Origin of the sequence: Paracoccus niistensis, assembly GCF_042432925.1 — a bacterium.
Lineage (GTDB): Bacteria > Pseudomonadota > Alphaproteobacteria > Rhodobacterales > Rhodobacteraceae > Paracoccus > Paracoccus niistensis.
This window is the reverse complement of record NZ_JBHLWE010000029.1, coordinates 47,784-65,126: the sequence shown is the minus strand read 5'-3', so window position 1 is coordinate 65,126 and position 17,343 is coordinate 47,784. Positions and strand designations below refer to the sequence as shown.

Annotated in this window: 17 protein-coding genes and 1 pseudogene; 10 read left to right on the top strand and 8 right to left on the bottom strand. The window is 69.8% G+C overall.

The features are described from left to right. Positions 1-80: 80 nt before the first annotated feature. The 3 genes and pseudogenes from ACFFII_RS08865 to ACFFII_RS08855 all read right to left on the bottom strand — a co-directional run. Positions 81-803: pseudogene (locus ACFFII_RS08865) on the bottom strand (phosphoadenylyl-sulfate reductase); the annotation flags it as partial. Then, positions 796-2,460, bottom strand: coding sequence for a nitrite/sulfite reductase (locus ACFFII_RS08860; protein ID WP_377698526.1), 1,665 nt, complete (start codon positions 2,458-2,460; stop codon positions 796-798). The pseudogene ACFFII_RS08865 and the gene ACFFII_RS08860, both read right to left, overlap by 8 nt. Further along, the gene (locus ACFFII_RS08855) at positions 2,453-2,779 is read right to left on the bottom strand and encodes a DUF2849 domain-containing protein (protein ID WP_377698525.1); all 327 of its coding nucleotides are present in this window, start codon (positions 2,777-2,779) and stop codon (positions 2,453-2,455) included. Before ACFFII_RS08855 ends, ACFFII_RS08860 begins: the two co-directional genes overlap by 8 nt. A 124-nt stretch (positions 2,780-2,903) precedes the next feature. Between ACFFII_RS08855 and ACFFII_RS08850 the strand changes: the two genes are divergently transcribed. Genes ACFFII_RS08850 through ACFFII_RS08840 form a run of 3 tightly spaced genes read left to right on the top strand, consistent with a single transcriptional unit; the run spans position 2,904 to position 5,658 of the window. Then, positions 2,904-3,392: an Lrp/AsnC family transcriptional regulator gene (locus tag ACFFII_RS08850; RefSeq protein ID WP_377698524.1), complete on the top strand. Its 489-nt coding sequence runs from the start codon at positions 2,904-2,906 to the stop codon at positions 3,390-3,392. A gap of 39 nt (positions 3,393-3,431) precedes the next feature. Next, entirely contained in the window at positions 3,432-4,136 is a 705-nt protein-coding gene (locus ACFFII_RS08845) for a CDP-alcohol phosphatidyltransferase family protein (RefSeq protein WP_377698793.1), read from the top strand. Positions 4,137-4,191: 55 nt separating this feature from the next. Further along, positions 4,192-5,658, top strand: coding sequence for an ABC transporter substrate-binding protein (locus ACFFII_RS08840; protein WP_377698523.1), 1,467 nt, complete (start codon positions 4,192-4,194; stop codon positions 5,656-5,658). A gap of 39 nt (positions 5,659-5,697) precedes the next feature. Here the strand turns inward: ACFFII_RS08840 and ACFFII_RS08835 are convergent, their stop codons facing one another. The 3 genes from ACFFII_RS08835 to ACFFII_RS08825 all read right to left on the bottom strand — a co-directional run bounded on the left by ACFFII_RS08835 (position 5,698) and on the right by ACFFII_RS08825 (position 8,631). Continuing rightward, complete coding sequence (locus tag ACFFII_RS08835; protein WP_377698522.1) at positions 5,698-6,768, bottom strand: transglycosylase SLT domain-containing protein; 1,071 nt, start codon at positions 6,766-6,768, stop codon at positions 5,698-5,700. 181 nt (positions 6,769-6,949) lie between these two features. After that, positions 6,950-7,681 carry a hypothetical protein gene (locus tag ACFFII_RS08830; RefSeq protein ID WP_377698521.1) on the bottom strand — a complete coding sequence of 244 codons (732 nt, stop codon included), beginning with the start codon at positions 7,679-7,681 and terminating at the stop codon, positions 6,950-6,952. A gap of 146 nt (positions 7,682-7,827) precedes the next feature. Next, a complete protein-coding gene (locus tag ACFFII_RS08825; RefSeq protein ID WP_377698520.1) occupies positions 7,828-8,631 on the bottom strand; it encodes a L,D-transpeptidase in 804 nt (267 codons plus the stop codon). Positions 8,632-8,966: 335 nt separating this feature from the next. Between ACFFII_RS08825 and ACFFII_RS08820 the strand changes: the two genes are divergently transcribed. Then, positions 8,967-9,260: a GlsB/YeaQ/YmgE family stress response membrane protein gene (locus ACFFII_RS08820; RefSeq protein WP_090751951.1), complete on the top strand. Its 294-nt coding sequence runs from the start codon at positions 8,967-8,969 to the stop codon at positions 9,258-9,260. Between the two features lie 81 nt (positions 9,261-9,341). Here the strand turns inward: ACFFII_RS08820 and ACFFII_RS08815 are convergent, their stop codons facing one another. Beyond that, positions 9,342-9,710 (bottom strand): aminopeptidase P family N-terminal domain-containing protein, encoded by a 369-nt coding sequence (locus ACFFII_RS08815; RefSeq protein WP_377698519.1) that lies wholly within the window; start codon positions 9,708-9,710, stop codon positions 9,342-9,344. Positions 9,711-9,814: 104 nt separating this feature from the next. On the opposite strand from ACFFII_RS08815, the gene ACFFII_RS08810 reads away from it, so the two are divergent. The 5 genes from ACFFII_RS08810 to ACFFII_RS08790 all read left to right on the top strand — a co-directional run bounded on the left by ACFFII_RS08810 (position 9,815) and on the right by ACFFII_RS08790 (position 15,214). After that, the gene (locus ACFFII_RS08810) at positions 9,815-11,446 is read left to right on the top strand and encodes an MFS transporter (protein WP_377698518.1); all 1,632 of its coding nucleotides are present in this window, start codon (positions 9,815-9,817) and stop codon (positions 11,444-11,446) included. Between the two features lie 34 nt (positions 11,447-11,480). Beyond that, positions 11,481-12,419, top strand: coding sequence for an ABC transporter permease (locus ACFFII_RS08805; RefSeq protein WP_377698517.1), 939 nt, complete (start codon positions 11,481-11,483; stop codon positions 12,417-12,419). Further along, positions 12,416-13,246, top strand: a complete 831-nt coding sequence (locus ACFFII_RS08800; RefSeq protein WP_377698516.1) for an ABC transporter permease — start codon at positions 12,416-12,418, stop codon at positions 13,244-13,246. Before ACFFII_RS08805 ends, ACFFII_RS08800 begins: the two co-directional genes overlap by 4 nt. Next, on the top strand, positions 13,243-14,808 hold the full coding sequence (locus ACFFII_RS08795; RefSeq protein ID WP_377698515.1) for a dipeptide ABC transporter ATP-binding protein: 1,566 nt from the start codon (positions 13,243-13,245) through the stop codon (positions 14,806-14,808). Before ACFFII_RS08800 ends, ACFFII_RS08795 begins: the two co-directional genes overlap by 4 nt. A gap of 67 nt (positions 14,809-14,875) precedes the next feature. Then, a complete protein-coding gene (locus ACFFII_RS08790) occupies positions 14,876-15,214 on the top strand; it encodes a TFIIB-type zinc ribbon-containing protein (RefSeq protein ID WP_377698514.1) in 339 nt (112 codons plus the stop codon). A 127-nt stretch (positions 15,215-15,341) separates the two neighbouring features. Here ACFFII_RS08790 and ACFFII_RS08785 read toward each other — a convergent pair whose 3' ends face one another. Next, positions 15,342-16,310 (bottom strand): L-malyl-CoA/beta-methylmalyl-CoA lyase, encoded by a 969-nt coding sequence (locus ACFFII_RS08785; protein ID WP_377698513.1) that lies wholly within the window; start codon positions 16,308-16,310, stop codon positions 15,342-15,344. Between the two features lie 168 nt (positions 16,311-16,478). On the opposite strand from ACFFII_RS08785, the gene ACFFII_RS08780 reads away from it, so the two are divergent. Next, on the top strand, positions 16,479-17,339 hold the full coding sequence (locus ACFFII_RS08780) for a D-amino-acid transaminase (RefSeq protein ID WP_377698512.1): 861 nt from the start codon (positions 16,479-16,481) through the stop codon (positions 17,337-17,339). Positions 17,340-17,343 lie beyond the last annotated feature (4 nt).

Genomic DNA, 17,343 nt, shown 5'->3' with positions numbered 1-17,343 from the left:
TCCATGACCGGCGTCACTACGTGCAGATGGGCAACGGGGGCAACCCGCGCAACCTCGGGCTCGGGCTGGGGTTCGGGCGCAATGGGGCCGCGCACGATCTTGCCGCCGATGAAATGGATGCCGCATTCGGTCTTGGCCGAGCCGCGCCAGCGGCCCGAGCGCGGGTCCTCGCCCGGTTTCACTGGCGAGGTGCAGGGCGCGCAGCCGATGGACGGATAGCCTCGCGCCACCAGCGGATGCCGGGGCAGCGCGTTCTCGTCCATGTAGTCGATGATGTCCTGCGGTCGCCAATGGGCCAGCGGGTTCACCCGCAGCCGCAGCGGGGGCTCGGGCTCGAAGAAGTCCAGCTCCTTCCGCTCGCCGCCCTGGAAGCGCTTGCGGCCGGTGATCCAGGCGTCGAACTGCGACAGCGCCCGCTCCAGCGGCACGACCTTGCGGACGTTGCAGCAGGAATCCGTGTCACGCTGGTGCAGCGTGCCGTCGGGGTCCACCGCCGCGATCTCCTCGGCCGAGGCGCGGATCACGCGGACGTCGGTCAGGGGCAGGCGCGCGGCGATCTCGCGCTGGTAGTCCAGGGTTTCGGGGAACAGCATCTCGGTGTCGATGAACAGCACCGGCGTGTCGGGCGAGGCGATCGACAGCATGTGCAGCAGCACGACCGACTCCGCCCCGAAGGAGGACACCAGCGCCACCCGTCCCAGGTCGGGGTCGGACAGCGCATGGCGCAGCACCTGCACCGCCGCGTGGTTGCGATAGCGCGCGTTCAGCGTCGCGGCGCGGCTGTCGAGGTTCGCGTCAAGCATCGCGCGCCTCGGCCGGATACAGCGCCGCCTTGAAGGGCGCAGGCCCCAGCCGCCGCAGGGCGTCGATGAAGCGTTCCTCGGGCGATTCCCGAACCTCAAGGTAGGCGTCGATCAGGCGGCCGATGGCGGGCACGACCTGGTCATAGGGGAAACCCGCGCCGGCCCGCTCGCCGATGGCCGGCATCTCGTAGCCGTCGCCGCCCAGCGTGATCTGGTAGTTCTCGACCCCCGCCCGGTCCAGCCCGAGGATGCCGACATGGCCCAGATGGTGATGGCCGCAGGCGTTGATGCAGCCCGAGATGCGGACGTCGAACTTGCCGATCTCGTCGTCGAGGTCGCGGGCGCGGACGTAATCCGCCAGCTCCTGCGCGATCGGGACCGAGCGCGCAGTCGCCAGCGTGCAGAAGTCCATGCCAGGGCAGGAAATGATGTCGGTAATATGCCCCGCGTTGGCGGTCGCCAGCCCCGCCTCGCGCAAGCTGGCGTAAAGCGCGGGCAGTTCCGACTTGGGCACATGCGGCAGGACGATGTTCTGGTCATGCGCGATGCGGATGTCGCCATGGGCGTGACGCTCGGCCAGTTCCGCGATCAGGCGCATCTGCGCGGACGTGCAGTCGCCCGGCACCGCGCCCGGCGCCTTCAGCGTGACGGTCACGCTGGCATAACCCGGCACGCGGTGTTCTGACAGGTTGGTGTCGATCCAGGACCGGAAGGCCCCGCTCGCCGCACGGGCGGCGTGGAAGCCGGTCTCGTCCACCTCGCGGAAGACGGGCGCGGCGAAGCGGTCGCGCAGACGGGCCAGCAGCTCCTCGTCATGGCCGCGGAAGACGGCGCGGCGGCGCTGGAACTCTTCCTCGATCTCCTCGCGCAGCACGTCGAGGCCACGTTCGGCCACGGTGATCTTGAGCCGCGCCTTGTACTTGTTGTCGCGCCGGCCACTGAGGTTGTAGGCGGCCAGAATCCCCTCGACATAGGGAAGCAGGTCCTCGGCGGGCAGGAACTCGCGCACGACCTTGCCGATCATGGGCGTGCGGCCCAAGCCGCCGCCGATCCAGACCTGGAAGCCCAGCTTGCCATCCTGGCGGCGCAGGCGCAGGCCAATGTCATGGGCGGCGATCACCGCGCGATCGCGCTTGCCGCCCGAGATGGCGATCTTGAACTTGCGCGGCAGGAACTGGAACTCGGCATGGTCGGTGGACCAGAAGCGCAGAAGCTCGGCCCAGGGGCGCGGGTCCTCGATCTCGTCGGCGGCGGCACCGGCGAAGGCGTCGGTCGTCACGTTGCGGACGGTGTTGCCCGAAGTCTGGATGGCGTGCAGGCCCACGTCGGCCAGCGCGTCCAGCATGTCGGGGATGTCCACGAGCTTCGCCCAGTTGAACTGGATGTTCTGCCGCGTGGTGAAATGGCCGTAACCCCGGTCCCAGCGGTCGGCGATGTCGGCCAGGCCGCGGATCTGGTTCGGGCTGATTGTGCCATAGGGGATCGCCACCCGCAGCATGTAGGCATGCAATTGCAGATAGACGCCGTTCATCAGGCGCAGGGGGCGGAACTCGTCCTCGGTCAGGCTGCCGTCCAGCCGCCGCGCGACCTGGGCGCGGAACTGCTGGGCGCGGTGCTGCAGATAGGCGCGGCCGTCGTCGTTGGTGGCGTCAAGCATGGGCAGCCTCGGAAATGGCGGTGGCTCTGGTTTCGACCGAGGGGCCTGCCTGGCGGAAGGCCTCGCGGAAATGGACGGGGATCGGCAGGCCCTCGGCGTCTCGGCCGGATTCGACCAGATAAGGGCCGACCACGATATCGGGCTGCGCCTGCGCGGCCAGCAGCGCCGTCTCGGCGGTGGCCGCGTCCTCGTAAAGCGTGGCGGCGCGGGGGTCCGTCGTCCAGCCGCGCGCCGACATCCAGACGGACAGGCCGTCCAGCAGGTTGTTGGCGGTCAGCACGGCGGGCGTGCGGGGCGAGGGGACGAAGGTCTTGGACATGAATGGCGGCCTGCTGAAGAATTCCCTTCCAAAATAGGAAAAACATGTTGCCAAAAGCCAGAGAGGCAAGGAAATAAGGACATATTCACGGCCTGACCGGCCCATTACAGGAAGAATTATCCAGATGGCTGAGGAAAGGCAGACGCAGGTCCGGCTGGACGAACTGGACCGCAAGATACTGTCCCTGCTGCAAGGGGACGCGAGCCTGCCGCTGGAGGAGATCGCCAGCCGCGTCGGCGCCTCGCGCACGCCCGTCTGGAACCGGATTCGGCGCATGCGCGAGCAGGGCGTGATCCGCGCGCAGGTCGCGCTGCTGGACGCCGAGGCGCTGGGGCTGGAAGCCTGCTTCTTCGTGCTGATCCGCACGACGGAACATGACGCGGACTGGGCCGCCCGCTTCCTTGCCGCCGTGCGTGCCCGCCCCGAGGTGATCGAGGCGCACCGGCTGGCCGGCGACATCGACTATATCCTGAAGGTCATGGTGCGGAACGCGCGCGCCTATGACCGCTTCTACCAGTCGCTGATCTCGGAAGTGCGCATCCAGAACGTCACCGCGCTTCTGTCGATGGAGGAGATGAAGGCGACCTCGGCCTTGCCGATCCCGCCCGCCTGACCCGGTTGCATGGCCCGCGCGGCGGTGCGAGAAAGCCGCATGATGCTGCGTCTCAAGGCCCTCGGGGTCCATCTCTTCACCGCCACGGGCGCCATCTGGGCCGTGCTGGCGCTGCTGGCCGCCGTGGACGGGGACTGGTCCACCATGTTCGTCTGGCTGATCGTGGCGATGGTGGTGGACGGCATCGACGGGCCGCTGGCGCGCCGCTACGGGGTCAAGCAGAACTGGCCGACCTATGACGGCGTGGCAATGGACCTGATGGTGGACTACATCACGTGGATCTTCATCCCCGCATTTGCGCTGTTCAAGTCGGGGCTGCTGCCGGGCTGGACGGGCTGGGTCTGCACCATCGCCATCGTCTTCGGCTCGATCCTGTACATGGCCGACACGCGGATGAAGACAAAGGACAACAGCTTCGCGGGCTTTCCGGCCTGCTGGAACATGCTGGTGCTGGTGCTCTTCGCGCTCAAGCCCTCGTACTGGGTGATCCTGGCGCTGGTGATCCCGCTGACGGGGGCGATGTTCCTGCCGGTCAAGTTCATCCACCCTGTCCGCACCGAACGCTGGCGCGCGCTGTCGCTGCCGATGATGGGGGCCTGGGTGGTCTTCGCACTCTGGGCCATCGCGGTGGACTTCCATCCGCAAAGCTGGGCGCTGTGGGGACTGGTCGTCAGCTCGATCTGGCTGCTGCTGGCGGGACCGTTGCAGCAGATGATCCCGCCCAAGGGGCGACAGCGCGCTTGATCGCACGGCGGCAAGCCCCTTAGTGTCCCGCGAAATTCGTCACAGGGGAACGTCCATGCTCGACCGCCTGCTGCCCGCCGCCCTGGCGCTGATCGCCGCGCCCGCGCTGGCCGCCACCGATACGATCCGGCTGGGCATGGTGCTCGAACCGCCGGGCCTCGACCCCACCGCCAACGCCGCCGCCGCCATCGACGAAGTGGTCTATGCCAACCTTTTCGAGGGGCTGACCCGCTTCGCCCCCGACGGCACGATCGTCCCCGGCCTCGCCTCGGAATGGCAGGCCAGCGAGAACGGGTCGGTCTATGAATTCAGGCTGCGGCAGGGCGTGACCTTCCACGACGGCGCGGGTTTCGACGCCTCGGACGTGGTCTTCTCGCTGGACCGGGCGCGGGCCGAGGATTCGACCAACGCGCAGAAGCAGCTCTTTGCCGGGATCACGGCGGTCGAGGCGGTGGCCCCTGACCTCGTGCGCGTCACGCTGGACGGCCCGGACGGCAGCTTCCCCTGGAAGATGGCCTGGGGCGACGCGGTGATCCTGGACCCGGCCTCGGCCGCGCAGGCTGCGACCGCGCCCGTGGGAACCGGCCCCTTCCGCTTCGGCGAGTGGACCCAGGGCGACCACATCACGCTTGAGGCCTTCGACGGCTACTGGGGCGAGAAGCCCGCGCTGCGCTCGGCCACCTTCCGCTTCATCCCTGACCCGACGGCGGCCTTTGCCGCAATGATGGCGGGCGACGTGGACGCCTTCCCGATCTATCCCGCGCCGGAAACGCTGCCGCAACTCGAGGCCGATCCCCGCTTCAAGGTGATCGTGGGCACGACCGAGGGCGAGACGATCCTGTCCATGAACAACCGCCATGCGCCCCTGAACGACCCGCGCGTGCGCAAGGCCATCGCCCTGGCCGTGGACCGGCAGGCCATCATCGACGGCGCGATGTTCGGCCAGGGCACCCCCATCGGCAGCCATTTCGCCCCCCACCATCCCGACTACACGGACCTGCTGGACCGCTCGCCCCACGACCCGGAAAAGGCCCGGGCCCTGCTGGCCGAGGCGGGCGTGTCGAACCTCAGCCTGCGGCTCGCGCTGCCGCCCCCGCCTTACGCCCGGCGCGGCGGCGAGATCGTGGCGGCGCAGCTGCGCGCGGTCGGGATCGAAACCGCCATCACCAACATGGAATGGGCGCAGTGGCTGGAAACGGTCTTCCGCGGCGCCGACTTCGACCTGACCATCATCAGCCATGTCGAGCCGCTGGACATCGATATCTACGCCCGCGACGGCTATTACATCGGTTACGACAACCCCGCCTTCCGCGACCTGATCGCGCGCTTCACCGCCTCTACCGACGCGGGCGAGCGCAGCGAGCTGCTGCGCGAGGCGCAAACGATGCTGGCCGAGGACAGTCCCGCCGCCTTCCTGTTCCAGTTGGCCAAGATCGGCGTGGCCGACGCCCGGATCGAGGGACTGTGGGAAAACGCCCCCACCCCCGCGAACGACCTGACCAAGGTGCGCTGGACCGAGTGAGGGAGTGGCAATGCGGCGTGCAAGGCACGCAGCATTGCCTCAGTTCTTCAGCACGATGCAGCGGCCGCCGATGGCGCGGAACTGGCTGCAGAAGGCATTGGCCTCGCCGCGCGAGGAATAGCCGACCTGCGCGGTATAGACGCGCCGGCCGCTGCCCGAGAGCGTCTTGCGGACATAGGTGATCTGCTTGCCGCCCAGGATCGGCCGCAACTGGCGGTTCAGCCGGCTGACCTGCTGCTGCGCGCCCGACTGCTTGGGATGCGAGGCCAGGATCACGCCCCACGGGAAGCTGCGCTGCGGGGACTTGAATTCCTTCAGCTTGCGGTTCGCGGCCAACTGCACGCAGGCCTCGCCGAAGGGCTTGTCCTTGTCCAGCCGCACGTCGATCTGCCCGGGCGGGTCATCGCGCCATTTCCAGGCGTTGTGGCCGGTGATCGCCTCGACATAGTCCTGCGTCTCGAAGGGCAGGACATTGCCGCCCTTGTTGAAGGTTTCGGCCCGCCGCTCGCCGCCGTTATAGGCCACGGCCGCCAGTCCCATGTTGCCGAAGCCGTCGATCAGATAGCGCAGGTAGTCGGCCGAGGCATGGATCGCCTTGGCCGGGTTGAAGGGATCGTCGAGCTTCCGCATCCGCGCCGTGTCCGGCATGAACTGCGCAATGCCCAGCGCCCCTGCGGGGGACACCGCCTCGGGCTCGAACAGGCTTTCCTTCCACAGCAGCCGCGCGAGGAAGTTGGGGTCGAGCCGGTTCTCGGTCGCCGCGCGCTCGATGGTGGAACAGACATCCGCCACATAGGAGGCCACGGTGATGCAGCTGCGTCCGTCCGCTGTGCAGCGCCGCTCCCTGCTGTCGGCGGCGGGCCTGGTTTCGTTGGCCGAAGCGGCGGCTTCCGTCGCAGTTGCGGGTTGAGCGGGCCGGGCCGTCGCTGCGGGGGCTCCAGACGCCGGAGCAGACGGTTCCTGCGGAGGCGGGGTGGCCGCGTTCAGCGGGGCCTGAGCCTGCGCGTCGGCAGCCGCAACAATGGCAGAGGCCGGGGGCACGCCTGCGTCCTGCGCAAGGCCGGGGGTCGCGGCCAGTGCCGCAAGGACGACGATCTGGAAACGGCGCACGGGGAATCCCTCGTCATGTAACGGATCCGCGATAACAAAACCCCGCGCCGAAGTGAACGGTGGCGCGGGGTTTCCCATGAACCTGCATCCTGTTCTGGGCGGACTGCTGCCAGCCTCCGCCCGGCGCAAGGGACTGCGGGAGCGCGAGGGCCGGTCATGCCCTTGAACGCAAGTGCCCTGCTCAGGAGGCCGCGCTGTCTCCGGGGCCCTTTCCGGCCTTTCTTCCGGCCTTCTCGGCCTCTTTCCGGGCCTTGCGCGCCGCCTTCTCCTCGGCCTTCTCGGCCTCCTTGACACGCTTGCGCTCGGCCTTTTCGGCCTCCTTGCGAGCCTTCTTCTCGGCCTTGTCCTCGCGGGCACCGCCGGTGTCCGCCGTCCGCGCGGGTGGCGGGGTCATGCCGCCCGCCCGGCGCGCCCCTCCGGCGGGTGCTTCGGGCGCAGGGGCGCCAGCCTCGGCCCGGCTCATCTTCGGTGCGCGGACGGGCTCCGCCGCGGTGTCCCCTGCGGGCTCACCCGGCGGCTCGGCCCGCTGCGGCTTGGGCACCTTGCGGGCGCCCGGGCGGCCCGTCCGGATCCCGGGCGAGCGCGGCGCCCGGGCGCCCCCCGCCCCTGCCGTCTCTGCCGCCCCGGTCGGGACCGGCTCCTGGTCGCCGGCCTCCTCGTCGGAGGCGGCCTCGCCACGCCGCGCGATCTCGGCCCGCACCCGCCGGAGCGCCGCGCCCAGGTCCTTGATCCCCTGCTCGTCGCCGCCCTGCGCACGCGTCTCGTCACGCAAGGCCCTGATCTTGCGGGCCAGTGCGCCCAGCGCCCGGTCGGCCTGCCGGCCAAGGGCAGGCTGCCGCGACCTGGCGATCAGCGTTTCGGCATCATCCGAGCCGCCACCACCGGCTTCATCGGGTTTCGCAACTTTCGCCATGCTCGTCCTTGCCGTCCTTCATGGGGAGCGGATCGCCCGCAAACATCTGTTTTACCCCGAAGTTCGCTCAAGAATCGCAACGTTGCAACGCAAAAACGCCCGGAACGGGTGCCGGGCGCCTGCAGCGATGCCATCTGATCAGCCGTTCAGTAGGCGGGAACCGCGCTTTCGACCAGGGCGACGTTCTGTACGGGGGCGCCCGCCGCGGCGACGGTCTGCACCGGCGCGCCTGCCGGTTCCAGATAGCCGTCCGGGGTCTGAAGCAGCGGGCCTTCCAACATCCGCGATTCCGCCTCGGTGCGGACCTTCACGGTCGTGCCGTTGGGGATGCGCTCATACAGGTCCATGATGTCCTGGTTGAACAGCCGGATGCACCCCGCCGAGGTCGCCTTTCCGACCGACGAAGGGTCCATCGTGCCGTGGATGCGGTACATCGTGTCCCTGTTGCCCTCGTAGAGGTACAGGGCACGCGACCCCAGGGGGTTGCTGAGGCCGCCCGGCACGCCGTTGCGGAACTGGGCATAAAGCTCGGGCTCGGTCGCCACCATGTTCGAGGTGGGCGTCCAGGACGGCCAGCGGGCCTTGCGCTTGATGGTCGCCGTACCCGCGTAGCCCACGCCCGCCCGGCCCACCGCGATGCCGACGCGCGTCGCCATGCCGCCGTCCTCGACCAGGTAAAGGAAGCGGGCATAGGGATCGACAACCACGGTGCCGGGCGCATCTGGGCCGTTGTAGGGAACGCGGGCGCGCACGTTGCGGTCGCGCAGGTAGGCGGGCTTGATCGCGGGAATCGGCAGCGCCTCGCCGTTCGGGCCCTGGTCGACGCGGGCCTGGTAGATCTCGGGGACGAAGTTGTTGGTCTGGGGCGCCTGCTCGACAGGCGGGGTGCTGGGGCCGCAGGCGGCAAGGCCCAGGGCGCAAGCCAGAAGGGCAGCAGAGGCGAGACGCATCCGAGGTTTTTCCTTCAAGATGGGCAGCACGCGGGCAAGCCGTGCGCCGCTCAAAGGGTGGCAGAATGGACAGCACGAATCGCAGGGCAGGCTGCGGGCCGGTCCGATCAGCCCATAGGCCGACGAACCGAAGGCATCGTCAAGAATCCGTCCGGTGCCCAGAGGACCGCGTGACAAATTTGCCGCGCGCGCGGCTTTTTGAACACGACGTGATCTGTTGCCGATATGGCGCAGCTTCCCGGAACGGTGCCAGCGCCGGAACCGGCCTGCTTCCTCGACGTTCGAACCACATCCGGCAGTCACACATGGCCTGCTGCAACTGCAAAGGACCGAACATGGGCTTCATCATCTCGATCATCATCGGCGCCATCGCCGGCTGGCTGGCCGGCCTGATCGTCAAGGGCGACGGACAGGGCGTCTTCATGAACATCATCGTGGGCGTTCTGGGCGCCGTGCTGGCAAGCTGGCTGTTCCCGAGCCTCGGCTGGAACCTGGGGGCCGCCCCTGCCGTTCCCGGCGCAACCGTCCGGGGCACGAGTTTCCTGGGCTCGATCGTCTTCTCGACCATCGGCGCAGTGATCCTGCTGCTGATCGTGTCGCTGTTCACAGGCCGCCGCCGTCGCGGCTGATCCGCCCTGCTGCCCGGCGGCCGTCTCCTCCCTCCGGCCGCCGCTCCAGGTCCCCGCCGTCTGCCCGGCGGGGGCCTGCGATCATCTGCCCCCGACCTGACGGGCGATCTCGGCGGCAAGGTCCAACACCCGGCGCGGGCCGAGAGCCTGCACCAGGACCGCCAGTTCCTCGGCTGCCGCATTCTCATGGCCCAGCGCGCAGCCCCCGGGCAGCAGCGCCGCCGCCCGCTCCCATCCCCCGGTCTGCAGCAGAAGGGCCTCGCGCGCGGTGATGACCAGCAGCGCGCCCCCGGGTGCCGCAAGGCCCCCGTAATGGGCAAGGCTGCGGGGGCGGGAAAGGATCACCGCATCGACCCCGCGCCCGTCCATGATCGCCCGCAGCGCAAGGCGGCGCGGGGCGAAGCCGTCGCGGGGCAAGGGAACGGGCGGCATCGGAACCTCGGCGCTCAAGGGAAAGGGGCAGAGTGGCCCTTTCGCCCCGGCGGTCAAGACATCCCGCCCCGGCAGGCCCGCGCCGGATTGCCCTTCCCGCCGGGGCCGCTAGTCTGGCCGGGATGTCGCGCCCTTCTGCCCTTGCCCCTTTCCGCCACAAGGCGTTCCGCACCCTTTGGGCGGCGACGCTGGTGTCGAACTTCGGCGGGCTGGTGCAGGCGGTGGGCGCGGCCTGGATGATGACGCAGCTGACCGACAGCGCGACGCTTGTGGCGCTGGTGCAGGCCTCGAACACCCTGCCGATCATGCTGTTCGCGCTGCTGTCCGGCGCGCTGGCCGATATCTTCGAGCGCAAGCGGCTGCTGCTGATCGCGCTGGGCGTCATGGCCAGCGTCTCGCTGTTTCTGGCGGTGGTGGCGGGCTATGGCTGGCTCGACCCCTACAGCCTGCTGGCGCTGACCTTCCTGATCGGGATGGGGCAGGCGCTCTACAACCCGCCCTGGCAGGCCAGCATGGGCGACCTGGTCCCGCGCGAGGACCTGCCGGCGGCGGTCACGCTGAATTCGGTCGGCTTCAACCTGATGCGATCCGTGGGACCGGCGGCGGGCGGACTGATCGTGGCGGCCTATGGCGCGGCCGCGGCCTTTGCGGTCAACGCCTTCAGCTATGTGCCGCTGATCTTCGCGCTGACCCGCTGGAAGCCGCCCCCTCGCAAGCGCGATGTCCCGCCCGAGCCCCTGGCCCCTGCCATCGCCGCGGGCCTGCGCTATGTCGTGCTGTCGCCGAACCTGGTGCGGGTGCTGGCGCGCGGCGCGCTGTTCGGCCTGTCGGCGGTCGCGGTGCTGGCCCTGCTGCCCCTGATCGCCACCGAGCACCCCGAGGGCGGATCGCTGACCCTGGGCCTGCTGCTGGGCTGCTATGGCTTCGGCGCGATCATGGGCGCCGCCGCCAACGGCCGCATCCGCGAACGGATGAACAACGAGAGCGTCGTGCGCGTCGCCTTCATGGGCTTCGCGGCCTCCTGCCTGATCCTGTCGGCCAGCGACAACGTCCTTGTCCAAGGGATGGCGCTTCTGCCCGCCGGGGCCTCTTGGGTGCTGGCGCTGTCGCTGTTCAACGTCACCGTCCAGTTGTCCACGCCGCGCTGGGTCGTGGCGCGGGCGCTCGCGCTTTACCAGACCGCGACCTTCGGGGGGATGGCGGCGGGAAGCTGGCTCTGGGGGATGGTCGCCGACCTTCAGGGGCTGGACGCGGCGCTCGCCTGGGCGGCGGGGCTGCTGATCTTCGGGGCGGTGATCGGGCACTGGTTCAGCCAGCCCGAGTTCGGCAAGCTCGACCTTGACCCCATCGGCCGCTTCCGCGCCCCCGAGCTTGCGCTGGACCTGCGCGGGCGGTCGGGGCCGATCATGGTGATGGTGGACTACGTCATCGACATCAGCGACACGCCCGAGTTCCTGCGCCTGATGGCCCGGCGCCGCGCCATCCGCCGCCGTGACGGAGCGCGCAACTGGGCGCTGCTGCGCGACCTGGAAAACCCTCGCCATTGGTCGGAAAGCTATCACATCGCCACCTGGGACGAATACGTGCGCCACAACCTGCGCCGCACCCGCTCGGACGACGAGGTGATCCTGGCCCTGCGTGCCCTGCACCGGGGCGAGGGGGACCCCCATGTCCACCGCATGATCGAGCGCCACAGCGTCAGCCCCGGCGACGACCTGCCGCTGATCGGCAAGATCGAGGTGCCGGGCTCATGAGCGCCCCCGCCCCTGCCCCCAAGGGCCGCCCCGGATGAGGATGCTGGCGCGGCGGCTCGCGCTTCTCGGTCTGGCGCTGGTCGTCGCCTCGGCGGTGATCTTCGCGGTGGTGGACCTGGTGCCGGGGGACCCGGCGGTCTTCGTGCTGGGCACCGGGGCGCGGCCCGATACGGTGGCCGCGCTGCGCGAGCAACTGGGCCTGGACCTGCCCTGGCCCGTCCGCTACGCGCAGTGGCTCGGGGGCGTGCTGACGGGCGACATGGGCACGAGCCTTGCCTACAGGACGCCGGTCGCGGGCATGATCCTGGACCGGCTGCAGGTGTCGCTGCCCCTGGCCCTGATGGCGCTGGCGCTGGCCGTCGCAGTGGCGCTGCCGGTGGGGATGCTGGCGGCCTCGCGGCGCGGGCGCCCGGCGGATGCTCTGGCGATGGGGGCCGCGCAGGTGGGAATCGCGCTGCCGAACTTCTGGTTCGCCATGCTTCTGGTGCTGGTCTTCGCCGTGAAGCTGCGCTGGCTTCCGGCCGGGGGCTTTCCCGGCTGGTCCGATCCCTTGACGGCCCTGCGCGCCCTGATCCTGCCCGCTTTCGCGCTGGCGCTGCCGCAGGCCGCGATCCTTGCGCGCGTGCTGCGATCGGCCCTGATCGAGACGCTGGGCCAGGACTATATCCGCAGCGCCCGCGCCAAGGGCCTGAGCCGGGCGCAGGTCCTGCGCCGCCATGCCCTGCGGAACGCCCTCATCCCGGTGCTGACGATCCTGGGGATGCAGTTCTCGTTCCTGCTGGCGGGCGCGATCATCATCGAGAACGTCTTCTACCTGCCGGGCCTTGGCCGGCTGATCTTCCAGGCGATCAGCCAGCGCGACCTCGTGGTCGTCCAGTCGGCAGTGCTGGTGCTGGTCGCGGCCGTGATCCTTGTCACCTTCCTGGTGGACCTGGCCTATGCCGCCGTGGACCCGAGGCTGAGGGGCCGATGATCCCCGGACGCCATCGCGTGGGGCTGGTCACGGGCGCGGCGCTGGCAGGGATCGCGCTGGCGATGGCGCTGGTCTCGGCCGTCTGGACCCCCTTCGACGTGACGGGGGTCGATGTCGCGCAGCGCCTGCGGCCTCCCGGGGGCGCCCATCCGCTGGGCACCGACCACCTGGGCCGCGACCTGCTGTCAATGGTGATGATCGGGGCGCGGACCTCGCTGTCGGTGGCGCTGCTGGCGGTGGGGATCGGCGCGGGCATCGGCGTGCCGCTGGGGCTGGCGGCGGCGGCCTCGCGCGGGGGATGGCTCGACGAGGCGATCATGCGCGCGGGCGACCTGGTCTTTGCCTTCCCGGCACTGGTGACGGCGATCCTGATCACGGCGGCGCTGGGCCCTTCGGCCATGAACGCCATGCTGGCGATCGGCATCTTCAACATCCCGGTCTTCGCCCGCGTGACCCGCGCAGGCGCGCTGCCGCTGTGGACGCTCGACTATATCCGTGCGGCCGAGATCGCGGGCAAGGGCCCGGCCCGCATCAGCGCCGAACACATCCTGCCCAACGTGGGAAGCCTGCTGATCGTGCAGGGCACCATCCAGTTCGCGCTGGGCATCCTGGCCGAGGCCGGGCTGTCCTATGTGGGCCTGGGCGCGCAGCCCCCCACGCCCAGCTGGGGCCGGATGCTGGCCGAGGCGCAGACGATGGTGACGCTGGCGCCCCATGTGGCGATCGTGCCGGGGCTGGCGATCGTGCTGACGGTGCTGGGGCTGAACCTGCTGGGCGACGGCTTGCGCGACGCGCTGGACCCCCGGCTCAGGGCGCGGCTGGCATGATCGCGCTGAGGGATCTGTCCATCACCATCGCAGGGCGCCGGGTGGTGTCGGACGTCACGCTGCCGCTGGCGCCGGGACAGGTCACGGCGCTTGTGGGCGAAAGCGGCTCGGGCAAGTCGATGACGGCGCTGGCGGCCATCGGCCTTCTGCCCGAGGGCGCGCGCGCCAGCGGCCGGGTGGACCTGGACGGGTGCAACCTGCTGGACCTGCCCGACCGCGCCATGGACGGGCTGCGGGGCCGCCGCATGGGCATGATCTTCCAGGAACCGATGACCGCGCTGAACCCGCTGATGACCATCGGCGATCAGGTGGCCGAAGGGCTGCGCCGTCACCGCGACCTCGGCCGGGCGCAGGCGCTGGCCCGCGCGCGCGAAAGGCTGGACCGCGTGGGCCTGCCCGCCGCGCGCTTTCCGCTGGGGCTTTATCCGCACCAGCTGTCGGGTGGCCAGCGCCAGCGCGTGGCCATCGCCATGGCCATCGCCGCGGCCCCCGACCTGCTGATCGCCGACGAGCCCACGACCGCGCTGGACGTGACCACGCAGGCCCAGATCCTTGACCTGCTGCGCGGGCTGGTGCGGGACGAAGGAATGGCGCTGTGGCTCATCACCCATGACCTAGCGGTGGTCTCGGGCGTTGCCGACCAAGTGGCCGTCATGCAGCAGGGCCGCATCGTCGAGGCGGGACCCACGGCGCAGGTCTTCCGTGCCCAGGCCCATCCCTATACCCGGGCGCTCTTCGCGGCCGCTCGCCATGTTCCCCCCGCCTCGCCCGCGCGCCTGCCCGGCCCCGCCCTGTTGCGGGTTGAAGGAGCGCTGCGCGAACACCGCCTGCCGCGCCCCGCCCCCTTTGCCCGCCGCCCGGTCCTGCGGGCGGTGGACGGGGTCAGCCTGACCATTGCACAGGGCGAGTCGGTCGGGCTGGTGGGTGAATCCGGCTGCGGGAAATCAACGCTCGCCCGCGCGATCCTGGGGCTGGATGCCTTGCAAGGCGGCGCGATCCGGCTGGACGGCGCCGGGGTCGGCCCCGGGATGCCGAAGGATCAGCGGGCGCAGGTGCAGGCGGTCTTCCAGGACCCCTTCGCCAGCTTCGACCCGCGCTGGCGGGTGGACCGGCTGGTGGCCGAGCCCTTCCACCTGACCGGCCGTCCGGCCGACTGGCGCGACCGCGTGGCCGAGGCGCTGGCCGAGGTCGAGATCGGCGCCGACGCGATGTCGCGTCATATCCACGAATTCTCAGGCGGCCAGCGCCAGCGCATCGCCATTGCCCGCGCGCTGATCATCCGCCCGCGCCTGATCCTGCTGGACGAGGCGGTCAGCGCGCTGGACGTGCAGGTGCGCGCGCGCGTCCTCGACCTGCTGGCGCGGCTCAGGCGCCAGCACGGGCTCGCCTGGCTCTTCATCAGCCACGACCTGTCGGTGGTCCGCGCCATCACCGACCGGGTGCTGGTCATGGACGCGGGCCGCATCGTCGAGGAAGGCCCGACCGGCCGCATCCTGTCCCAGCCGCTCCATCCCGTCACCCGGCGGCTTGTCGCCGCCGCGCCGATCCTGCCCCCCGCCTGATGCCCCGGGCCCTTGCACCCCGGCCCGCGCGCCCTACCTGTCAGTCGGCACAACAAGGGAGCGGCCAATGAAATGTCCGGTTGACGGCGAAACGCTGGTGATGACCGACCGCAGCGGCGTCGAGATCGACTATTGCCCGAAATGCCGGGGCGTCTGGCTGGACCGGGGCGAGTTGGACAAGATCATCGACCGCGCCGGGGCGGGCGCGCAGCCGACCCCCGCGGCCTTTGCCGCACCCGCCGCGCCGCCCACTGCCGCGCCCCACCTGCAGGGCCGCCCGCAGTTCGAGGATCGGGGCCGCGGCGACGAGCGCTATCGCGACCGCCACGACGATGAGGACGACTATCACCGTCACGGCAAGAAGAAGCGGCGCGAGTCCTTCCTGGGCGATCTGTTCGATTTCTGAAGGAGCGGCGGTTCCGGAAAGCGGGGGCAGCCCCTGAAACAGAGACAGGCCCCGCAAGGGACGGGGCCTGTCGCTCCTCCCCCGGAACGGCTGGCCTCCCCGCCGCGCCGTCCGGGTATACATTGCGTCAGCGGGCTGCCTCTGCCGCGATCAACTCTGCCTGCCGCACGATCACTTGTGCCTGACGAATCGACGCGATGTCAACCAGTCGACCTTTGTATACCGCGGCACCGGCGCCTGACCGCTGAGCCTCCTCCATCGCGGCTAGGATCTCGCGCGCCTCGGCCACGGCCTTCTCACCGGGCGAGAAGATCTCGTTCGCAAGCGCGACCTGACTGGGATGGATCGCCCATTTGCCGACCATGCCCAGCGTGGCCGAGCGCAGCGCCTGGGCGCGGAAGCCCTCGGCGTCGCTGAAGTCGCCGAAGGGGCCATCCACCGGCAGGACGCCATGGGTCCGGCAGGCCGCGACGATCGCCGCCTGCGCCCAGTGCCAGGGATCGGACCAGTATTTCTGGCCCTCGCGCGCCATGTAGTAGTTTTCCTGCGTCCCGCCGATGCCGGTGGTCGCCATCCCCATGCTGGCGGCGAAGTCAGCCGCGCCCAGGCTCATGGCCTGCAGGCGGGGGCTCGCGGCGGCGATCTCCTCGACATGGGAGATGCCGGCTGCAGATTCGATGATGACCTCGAAGGCGATGAGCTTGGTGCGGCCCTTGGCGCGCTCCACGGCCGTCACCAGCGCATCCACTGCGTAGATGTCCGAAGCGTTGCCGACCTTCGGGATCATGATCGAATCCAGCCGGTCCGAGGCCTGTTCCAGCAGGTCCACCACGTCGCGGTACCAATAGGGCGTGTCCAGCCCGTTGATGCGCACGGACAGCGTCTTGTTGCCCCAGTCGATGTCGCCGATCGCCTGGATGACGTTCCGCCGCGCCTGCTCCTTGTCATCGGGCGCGACCGAGTCCTCGAGGTCGAGGTTGATCACGTCGGCGGGCGAACCCGCCATCTTCTCGAACAGCTGGGTGCGGGAGCCGGGACCGAAGAGCTGACAGCGGTTCAGACGGGCGGGCGCGGGGGGTTGCAGGCGGAAGGACATGGGACCTCGGGCAAGGTTGTTGCGTCTGGCGGCGCCAAGTTGAAGGATCATTGCTGCGCTTGCAACCATGCTTTCTGCACCTGCACGCGGCACATCCGGCGGACAGCCCATTGAACGGCCGCCTGCCTTGGCGCAAAACCCAGGGCGCGCGCATTCCAGGAGAACCCCATGACCCGCATCGTCCATGTCAACGGCCGCTACCTGCCCGAGGACCAGGCCACCGTCTCGATCTTCGACCGGGGCTTCCTCATGGCCGACGGGGTCTACGAGGTCGTCAGCGTGCTGGACGGCCGGCTGCTGGACTTCGAGGGCCACATGAAGCGGCTGTCGCGCTCGCTGGACGAGCTGGGCATGACCCACCCGATGACCGACGCGGAATGGCTCGAGGCGCACCGCCGCCTGATCGCGGAAAACGACATCACCGACGGGCTGGTCTACCTGCAGGTCACGCGCGGCAATCCCGGCGACCGAGACTTCGCCTATCCGCCCAAGGACACGCCGCCGACGGTGGTGATGTTCACGCAGTCCAAGCCCGGTCTGGCCGAGAACCCGCAGGCGGACAGCGGGCTGCGCATCTGCACCCTGCCTGACCTGCGCTGGGCGCGCCGCGACATCAAGACGGTGCAGTTGCTTTACCCGTCCATGGCCAAGATGGAGGCCAAGGCCCGCGGCTGCGACGACGCCTGGATGGTCGAGGATGGGCTGGTGACCGAGGGCACCTCGAACAACGCCTATATCGTCAAGGACGGCACCATCATCACGCGCCAGTTGTCCAGCGACATCCTGCACGGCATCACCCGCGCCTCGGTCCTGCGGCTGGCGCAAGAGGCGCAACTGGCCGTCGAGGAACGCAGCTTCACCGTCGAGGAGGCCAAGGCCGCCGACGAGGCCTTTGTCACCTCGGCCTCGGCCTTCGTGATGCCGGTCGTGGCCATCGACGAAGCGCCGGTGGGCACCGGCGCCCCCGGTCCCGTCGCGCGGCGCCTGCGCGAGATCTACCTGGACGAGATGCGCCGCACGGCCATCTGAAAAG